This window comes from Candidatus Thiosymbion oneisti, assembly GCF_900092655.1.
GTDB classification, from domain to species: Bacteria; Pseudomonadota; Gammaproteobacteria; order Chromatiales; family Chromatiaceae; genus Thiosymbion; species Thiosymbion oneisti.
On sequence record NZ_FLUY01000963.1, the window covers coordinates 1 to 574 of the forward strand.

Below are 574 nucleotides of genomic sequence, written 5' to 3' on the forward strand. Positions count from 1 at the left end.
CCCAGTTCGGCATAAGTCCGTAGTATTTCATTAACTACTCACGCCCCCCTGAAAAGCTGGATTTTTCAAGGTCCCCAAATATGACGTGTGAACCTTTTTGGCGCACAACTCTATATCCCATTTTCATTAGCCTTCTTTCAATCTCCCTATACTTGAAGGGCATACTTTTCTACCGTGGTAGCCAGCTCATTTCTGATGATTCTCTCATCGTTTACCTGCTCAAGATGGTAATCCATAACCATTTCAACAACATTCTTTAACTCTATAACAGCCTCTTTTTCAGTGTAGGCAAATGCAAACAAATTTTGATGCCCTTCTACTCTAGCCAAGTAACCGTCTCCATCTTTTTCAATGACTACATTGATTTTCATATAAGCCTCTCAATTTGCAGTTGGGTCTAGATAACTTTAGAGTGGGTTTTCTCTCAGTAGAGTTAGTATTCTATCATAGAGATTTTCCGCTCGATGATTAAATCTAAACTCACATTCCTTGAGGTGTAAATCAACCACCACCAACTGGAAGTTGGTGGTATGGGGGGTCGGCTGAAGCCGATGTCAAGCTAAAGCTACTCGAG

General features: G+C 41.1%; 2 protein-coding genes and 1 pseudogene. All 3 read right to left on the bottom strand.

The window, feature by feature from the left end:
- Positions 1-34: 34 nt before the first annotated feature.
- Positions 35-163 carry a type II toxin-antitoxin system HicA family toxin gene (locus BQ17_RS24105; RefSeq protein ID WP_089726611.1) on the bottom strand — a complete coding sequence of 43 codons (129 nt, stop codon included), beginning with the start codon at positions 161-163 and terminating at the stop codon, positions 35-37.
- A complete protein-coding gene (locus tag BQ17_RS09850) occupies positions 147-371 on the bottom strand; it encodes a hypothetical protein (RefSeq protein ID WP_089726613.1) in 225 nt (74 codons plus the stop codon). The genes BQ17_RS24105 and BQ17_RS09850 overlap by 17 nt, the downstream gene beginning before the upstream one ends.
- A 36-nt stretch (positions 372-407) precedes the next feature.
- A pseudogene (locus tag BQ17_RS20635) lies at positions 408-500 on the bottom strand (IS1595 family transposase); the annotation flags it as partial.
- Between the last annotated feature and the right edge of the window lie 74 nt (positions 501-574).

Coding starts and splice junctions, on each gene's coding strand:
- BQ17_RS09850 (WP_089726613.1), bottom strand. CDS start 371: ATGAAAATCAATGTAGTCATTGAAAAAGATGGAGACGGTTACTTGGCT.
- BQ17_RS24105 (WP_089726611.1), bottom strand. CDS start 163: ATGCCCTTCAAGTATAGGGAGATTGAAAGAAGGCTAATGAAAATGGGA.